Source organism: Fulvivirga sp. (genome assembly GCF_040220315.1).
In the GTDB taxonomy this organism is placed as follows: Bacteria; Bacteroidota; Bacteroidia; order Cytophagales; family Cyclobacteriaceae; genus Fulvivirga.
On sequence record NZ_JAVJUY010000223.1, the window covers coordinates 1 to 7,773 of the forward strand.

A 7,773-nucleotide genomic window follows, 5' to 3' on the forward strand; every position below is an offset into this window, starting at 1 on the left:
TGTTCAATTTGAATATGAAGGCGTTAGCACTTCAGTTGAATCGCTTAAAAAATTACTTTTTGATGATGCAATCAGTTATAGCTGGGAAGTTCACTCTCAAAATAGAGTAGGAGAGATGGAAGCAGAAATCATTGGAGGTAACCTGTCCTTACTGGCTGATGGCATCGGGACAAGAAATGAATTAGAGACAGATGGCAAAATTCTCTTTATTGAGGAAATTGACGAGTATTATTACAAAATAGATCGAATGTTAACCCAATTAAAAAGGGCAGATAAGCTTAATAATATAGCTGGGCTAATTATTGGACAGTTTTCTGAATTAAAAGACACTCAAATTAAGTTTGGCGTTAGTTTGGAGGATTTAGTATTGGATAAATTATCTACAGACACTCCCGTATGTTTTAGTGCACCAATTGGGCATGAAGTGCCAAACTTAGCCATACCTTGTGGAAGAAAAGTGCAGTTGGTTATTGGCAAAACGCAAGTTAATTTAATCGGTTGAACCAAACCCACCACCACCAGGAGTTTTGACAATTAGCTTATCTCCATTTTTAACTTGTTGCACATCAGAACTGCTAAGCTCAATTCGCTCACCATTTTTCCTGATTAAATTTTGCTCTCCTTTTTTGCCTGGATTACCACCATTTAGCCCATAAGGTTCAACAGTTCTGTGTTGGCTGAGGATGGTAAGTGTCAATTCATCTAGAAAAGTAAAAGAGCGACAAACCCCGTTACCTCCTTTAAATTGGCCAGCGCCACCTGAGTTTTTACGAATTTTAAATGCATCTAGTCTTACAGGATATTTTAATTCAATAATTTCCGGATCGGTAATTTTGGTATTGGTCATGTGCTGATGTATGGCGTCATGACCGTTGAAATTGTAACCGGCACCCGTTCCTCCACAGATCGTTTCATAATAGCCGAATGAATCATTTCCAAATAATAAGTTATTCATGGTACCCTGACTACACGCTGCCATTTCTAATGCCTTTAAAATAGTATCTGTTAATCGTTGACTTACTTCAGTATTTCCACCAACCACAGCGGGTTGCCTATGATCGAAATCAGGATTTAGCAAGCACGTTGGCAGGTTAACTTTAACATGCTTCATCAGGCCTTCATTTAAAGGAATATCTTCATCCACAATTAATCGTAAAATATAGAGGATCACACTTTGAACAATTGCTGGATTGGCATTAAGATTACCAGCATGTACAGCGGATGTGTTATTGAAATCAAATTCAACTGAATCTGTAGAAATTGTGACTTTGGCACACAGCTTTGAGCCATCATCAAGTGCTTCAACAGCTTCATAATTTCCTGGTTTTAACTGCTTTAGCTTTGATTTTAATAATGATGCAGAAAAATCTTTAATAGAGGCCAGATTAGCTCGTATTTTATCTGACCCATATTGTTCACACAATTTATTTAACTCTCTTATCCCAAGCTGTATAGATGCTAAAGCACCATTTACATCGGCCATATTCTCGTTGATAGATCGGGTTGGAAATTCTGAACTGCTTAATAGTTCTTTCAATTCATCTATCCGAGATTCAGCAGACTTCATTAAGTACATAGGAGGTATAATTACACCTTCCTCATTTAAACTTGTGGCATTAACAGGCATAGAACCTGGTGTCATTCCGCCAATTTCAGCATGATGAGCTCTATTCGCTACATAGCCTATCAGTTGATGATCATGAAACACACCACTTATTAAAGTAACATCAGGAAGGTGAGAGCCTCCAAACTGAGGATGGTTGGTAATTACAACATCACCTTCAGCAATTTCTAGCTGACTGAGCACACTCTTAACACATACTCCTAAACTTCCCAAGTGTACAGGTATGTGAGGGGCATTGATAATTAAGTCGCCCTGTGCATCAAGAATGGCACAGGAGAAATCTAAGCGTTCCTTGATATTTACTGAAAACGAAGTCCTTTCCAACATGGCACCCATGTCAAGTGCCACACTCATAAATCTATTTTGAAACAATGTTCTGGTTGCGCTATCAGAAAGTTGTAACTCATTGCGGCTCGAAATTTTCTTTTTAAGAACAGCAGAATTCCATCGATCAATTTCAAGGTGCCAGTCAGGTTTAACGTAAATGGTGGTGCTGTTGCTGGTAATGATTGCCGGGCCTTGAATGAAACTACCTGGCGAAAGTTGCTCACGACTATAAATAGCGGTATCTAGATATTTACCGTTACATAGACTTTTTGTTCGATACTGAGGCGTTGGAGCCGAATCGGAAGCTTGGTATTGGCATATTAAGTCTTTATTGTTCGTTTCTATACTCATCACCACCTTCACCGATTCAACTTCAATATCTTTGTTTTCTATCCAGTGATTATAAATTTTTATATACTGGTCTTTAAATGCGCGATATAAATCAGTGGTATCATTATTGTCAATTTCAATGGTCGATTCCTGACCTTGAAATCGCAGGTAGCAATATTCATTTTTTGTGATAACGTCATGATCTGAATACCCGGCTTTTTTGAATTCAGCTAAAAGTTGATTTTTGATGGAATCTATTATCTCAACTTTATTTAATTGAAATGAATTTAAACCTTGTAGGATCAACTGCTCTTTGATCTTGTCGATATCCGCTAAACCAATGCCCAATGCGCTCAAAATCCCGGCATCATAGGGTATTAAAACCTCAGAAACATTCAGAATTTCAGCAATATCGCAAGCATGTTGCCCACCGGCACCACCAAAAGTTGTAAGGCACATGCCTTCCAACTGAGCACCTTTTCGAGTGGCTATTTTTTTAATGGCCGATGCCATATTTTCATTTGCAACTCTAAGAAAAGCTTCAATTTGCTCTTCTTTTGATAGCTGCTCATCGATGGTTTCTGAAACATTCTGTAGGGCTTGTTCAGAATCAGCTTTAGTGAGTGGAATAGCAAACTGACTTGAAACAACCCTGCCTGCCAATAGGTTTAAATCGGTAATCGTTAAAGGCCCGTTATTTCCATAACAAGCAGGTCCTGGATTTGCACCTGCACTTTCTGGCCCTACCTCAAACATGCCATTTTTAATCGAGCAAATCGACCCACCACCAGCAGCTATTGTATCAATATCAACACACGGGCTTTGAATAGTAGCATCACCAACTTTTGTTTGGTATGCGTAGTTTATACCATTTTCTAAAATTGACACATCAGTGCTTGTTCCACCCATGTCAAACGTAATAACCCTGTTAAAACCGGACTGCCTAGAAGTATTATAGGCACCTAGTATACCACCAGCAGGGCCGCTTAAGAGCCCATCTTTAGGAAGATAATCGGTGCTATCAACAATGGCTCCGGCACTAGAAATAATTTTAAGCTGCTGTTCAGGTAAACTTTCTTTTATATCCTTAAAATATTTGCCTAAAACAGGTTCTAAATACGCATTGACAACTGTGGTTTCAGCTCTGGGTAAAATTCTTATGTTAGATGAGGTTTGATGTGAAGCACTGATATATTCTAATCCCTTATCTTTTAATTCCTCTAATGCACGCGACTCATGTGTACCGTTCTTGTAGCTGTTTATGAAGGCAATTGCTACAGATGAGTTTTTTGGTACGCTTTCTAGTAAATTTCCATCAAGTTTTATGGGCTGCATTATTGAGCCACTTGCAGTTATTCTCTCATCCACTTCTATAACCCTGGAATAAAGTGGAGGTGGTGTTTTAATGTTTAATTCAAATAGTCTGGGACGTTGCTGTGTGCCTATTTTTAATAGGTCTTTAAATCCTTTGGTAATCAGCAGGGTGACATCACTTCCTTTTTTTTCTAAAAGTGCATTGGTTCCTTTGGTAGTACCTAAACGCATTTCCATTTTGGGCAAGGTAGAAATGAGAGAAGTGGATGTTAAAATTCGGGCTGCCAGGATTGGTACCGGCTCAGAAGCTGTTATTTCACAACTACCGGATAAATCAAGAGAATTGACAATGGAGTCTGTTAAAATTAGATTCTGATTTTCAGGATCAAAAGAAGCTATCCTTACTGAGTTTCCTGTTTTTGAATCTATTAGTTGATAATCAGATAGTATATTTTCTTTGAGTGGAGGGTTGAGAGAAACTTTCAAGGTTGTGTCATTCAATATCTCATGAATGTAGCATTTGATAACGCCACTGCTTAATACTTTTAACCTATGTTGATTGGATTCTGGGTCTATCGCTATGCAATCAGTAAATGTTCCACCAGTATCTATCCAGATTTTCCACATGCAATGAAAGTTACAGAACAGCATTATTTAATGCTATCAATAATCTTTAAATTGAAAGGATAAAAGTAACACGATATGAAATCTGTAGTAAAACTGTTGCAAATTTTACCTTGGATAGGCCTGTTGGCAATAATTATCTATTTGTGGCAGACCCAAGCGAGTTCAGAAAAACCTGTTGAAATTACCAATTCAAGTATTTTGAGGGAAGTTGAGTCGTTGGGTAAGCTTGAGTTGGTGAGGTATAATTTCAAAGAAATTACGGAATTGAAGAAGGTAAGCCCTGAATTTTGGAAAATTTTTAAACTAGGTCCTGATAGTAAAATTGCATTGATTTCTGAAGGTTCTGCGGTAGGATGCATTGACCTAACTAAGTTGTCCGAAGAGAATATCTATCATTCCAGTGATACTATCTACATCAACTTACCTAAACCGGAGCTTTGTTATTATAAGTTGGATATGTCTAAAACACGAATTTACTCGATGCAAACCAACCCAATGGAAGACGAAAAGGAATTTATTAGAAGGGCATATCAGGCAGCTGAAGATGAAATAAAGCAATCAGCATTAAACTCAGGAATTATGGAAAATACGCTGATGAATGCAGAGCTTATGCTGAAACCGATAATTGAGAAACTTACAAATAAGCAGGTAGTTTTTTCTATAAAACCGGATGCAGCAACATTAAAAATCAGCCAATAGTTGCCACATGCCATAAAATCCTAAAAGGTAGAATACAACTGCAGGAATGAGTTTTGTGAGTCGTTGATTTTTAATTTCCAAATTAACTTTCGAGGAGAAATTTATCAATGCAAATAGTAATGCGAACGTTCCTAAAGACACGCCTAAAGCATAAATGATAAGTTGATTGTTACTTTCAATACTTATCCAACCCTGATTGGTAAGATAGGCTGTTATGCCCACCCAATATGGAATTGCCAATGGGTTGAAAATGCTGATAACCATACCTCTTCTAAATCCACCGGAATTAGTTAGTGGTTTTGGGGTTTTGTTAATTAAATACTGATAGGTATTGATAATGGCTAGAAGCATGATTACTGAAGTTGAAATTAACTTAATGTTGTTTATAACTATCTCTGTGGATAGTAGCCAATCACTAAAGATCACTGCAATAACTACATAAGGAAATTCAATAAGGGCAGAAGCCACACTGAATCTAATAGCCGCTCTTCTTTTATTTTCAATGGCCAGTTGGAGTACGCTAATGTTTATAGCTCCGGGTGGGATGGAGCCAATAAAACTAAAGGAAAATGCCAGGATAAAAGTTAACATCATTTTCCAACTACTTTGGTTTTTCGATATTCTCGCCAGGCCTCTTTTAAGGTCATAAATGGCACCCCTTTTTTGTGGTTCTCCATACTAATCTCATAAAGTACTTTCCAATGATGAAAAATTACTTTGTAGGCGTTCCATAAACTGTATCCTGGATTGTAAATGTGAGCGGGTTCTGAGCCAGCGCCATTCAATTCCATAATCTTTAGCTTGCCGTTATATAAATCCTCAGTAGAATGCACTTTAATATCAAAACGACCAAAGTAAAAACCATCAATCTTGCTACTTATTTCATCAAATACTTGAATTAACTGATTGTTAATAAAATGATTACCATCTAAAAACTTAGTGCCTCTTGAGTGATTGCCTATAGCTACCAGATTAATTGATTCACCATTTGTCAAAACTTCATTGAGCCTGTTTTTATATCGATTTTTAAGTATTTCCCATTGTAATTTGGCCCGGTCGTAGTTCAAAATCAATTGTTGTAAAGTAGATTTTCCATCTCCTTGTATTATTAACATTTCTTTAGCTACTATGGAGCTGATGGTCCCAGACTGTTCTGAAGGATATCGATAATAAAATACCCCTAACTCAATACGCTCAGTTAAAAAATCTTGAATAAGATAATCAACGGCAATTTGGCCATGGTATAGTTTTAATTCTTCTTTATTATTGATTTTTTCAACTCTCCAGCCTCTTTCGCCCATATCTGGTTTGCAAATGATCGGAAACTGAAGCTTTTCAATAAGGTTTTTTTCTAGAGGTTCACTGCAATTAATAAAAATAGTTTTAGGAATTAACTCTGGGGGAAGGGCGTTAAGAATTTTTATTTTGGATTCGCCTAACATCCCACCATTTTCAATTCCAGGGTTTGATGCCGAAAAATAAAAAAGGGATCTAGCCTTGATGGCCAAATAGAACCAGTAAAATAAAACTGGCCAGTACACAACCAAAAAGGGCCAGTATTCCCAGTTTCGGAGCCTGATGAAAAAGTTACTCCTCCAAATAGATGTAAAAAACATGGAAGTTTACTTGACTACCTGAGCCTGCTGATATTTAATGGTAGAAACGGCTACACCAAAATGGCTGGGTAAAGTAACGTAGGGAGCCACTTCTTTTATCCCCACTTTTAATATTGCCATGTGATGAATAGCATGTTCTATATTATAAGCCAGCTCTCGGTATAAATTAGTGTTTATGCTAGTACAGTCATCATCGGATAAACTGTAATTCGCCTGTAATACCAATTCTGTATTTAGGGGAGTACTATCTAAAAAGTTTATTATATCGGTAACAACGGCTTGTGCAACTGTTTTATCTTGCTCAATTACCTGGTCATGATCTCTATTATCATAATTAACCTGACCGGTTTTGGCGCTATTTATAAGGCAAGTGAAAAATTCTAATGTGTGTCTTACATGCTGACCAACAGTGGAGCTGTTTAATGAAGGGATGGGTTTAGTAAAGTCCTCATCTTTTATGCTATTAATAACAGTGTCTAACTGCCTTAATATTTCCTTACATGCTTCAATTAATTTCATTGCGGCAAATATAATTAAAAAGTGATTTTAGAGATTGAGCAAGTACCTAATTGTTATTTAGGTTGTTCCAGTTTAAATCTGCCTGAGTCTTTAATTTTTTCTCATTTGCATTCCATGGCTCTAGCGTATTATTGCCCCAGAAATTATAGAATAAATACAACGTACCATCTGTGATTTTATACGTTTCAGGGTCTACTTTCACCTTTTCGCCCGTCTCACCCATGGCATAGGCGCACCAACCACCGTAAGCGGGTATATACTTTTCTGGTGCTTTATTAAATGTCAGTAAATTCTTTTCAGATGCGAAATAATATGTAACACCTTGGTATTGAGCATTATACAATTTTTGACCTTCTTTAGGTGTGCCATTAAAATAGCTGACCACGTCATAGCCATCCACTGCCAAACCTTTTTTAGTGTTGATATTAGATTGAGCCAAGCATAGTTGAGAAGTAAAAACTAGAAAGAGAACCCTGATAATCATATATTTCTTGTTGATAGTAAAGTACTATACTCGATTGATAAAATAAGGTTGGTATGAAGGGCTGGTATGTCAGCTAGAATACAAGTTAATTTTCAGCATTTAAGGTTTCCCAAACAAGGGATGGTTCGTACCCTTTTTGGATTAAATAGGAGGCAATTTTTCTATTTAGCGTGAATTTATCTTTCGCTGAGATAGACTCCATTTTTCTTGAAATTAGCTCAACGAGCGTTTCC

General features: G+C 37.0%; 6 protein-coding genes and 2 pseudogenes. 2 read left to right on the forward strand and 6 right to left on the reverse strand.

The features are described 5' to 3' along the window. Positions 1-502, forward strand: a pseudogene (locus RLO81_RS10825) (LD-carboxypeptidase); the annotation flags it as partial. Here RLO81_RS10825 and RLO81_RS10830 read toward each other — a convergent pair. Further along, positions 491-4,222 carry a hydantoinase B/oxoprolinase family protein gene (locus RLO81_RS10830; protein WP_350111323.1) on the reverse strand — a complete coding sequence of 1,244 codons (3,732 nt, stop codon included), beginning with the start codon at positions 4,220-4,222 and terminating at the stop codon, positions 491-493. The pseudogene RLO81_RS10825 and the gene RLO81_RS10830 overlap by 12 nt on opposite strands. A 75-nt stretch (positions 4,223-4,297) precedes the next feature. On the opposite strand from RLO81_RS10830, the gene RLO81_RS10835 reads away from it, so the two are divergent. Beyond that, the gene (locus RLO81_RS10835) at positions 4,298-4,921 is read left to right on the forward strand and encodes a DUF4230 domain-containing protein (protein ID WP_350111326.1); all 624 of its coding nucleotides are present in this window, start codon (positions 4,298-4,300) and stop codon (positions 4,919-4,921) included. Here RLO81_RS10835 and RLO81_RS10840 read toward each other — a convergent pair. The 5 genes and pseudogenes from RLO81_RS10840 to RLO81_RS20675 all read right to left on the reverse strand — a co-directional run. Further along, positions 4,904-5,515, reverse strand: a complete 612-nt coding sequence (locus tag RLO81_RS10840; protein WP_350111329.1) for a LysE family translocator — start codon at positions 5,513-5,515, stop codon at positions 4,904-4,906. The genes RLO81_RS10835 and RLO81_RS10840 overlap by 18 nt on opposite strands. After that, complete coding sequence (locus tag RLO81_RS10845) at positions 5,512-6,537, reverse strand: ATP-grasp domain-containing protein (protein ID WP_350111331.1); 1,026 nt, start codon at positions 6,535-6,537, stop codon at positions 5,512-5,514. The genes RLO81_RS10840 and RLO81_RS10845 overlap by 4 nt, the downstream gene beginning before the upstream one ends. A gap of 6 nt (positions 6,538-6,543) precedes the next feature. Next, the gene (locus RLO81_RS10850; RefSeq protein WP_350111334.1) at positions 6,544-7,056 is read right to left on the reverse strand and encodes a DinB family protein; all 513 of its coding nucleotides are present in this window, start codon (positions 7,054-7,056) and stop codon (positions 6,544-6,546) included. A 46-nt stretch (positions 7,057-7,102) separates the two neighbouring features. After that, positions 7,103-7,540 carry a YHS domain-containing (seleno)protein gene (locus RLO81_RS10855; RefSeq protein WP_350111337.1) on the reverse strand — a complete coding sequence of 146 codons (438 nt, stop codon included), beginning with the start codon at positions 7,538-7,540 and terminating at the stop codon, positions 7,103-7,105. Positions 7,541-7,625: 85 nt separating this feature from the next. Then, a pseudogene (locus RLO81_RS20675) lies at positions 7,626-7,773 on the reverse strand (RecX family transcriptional regulator); the annotation flags it as partial.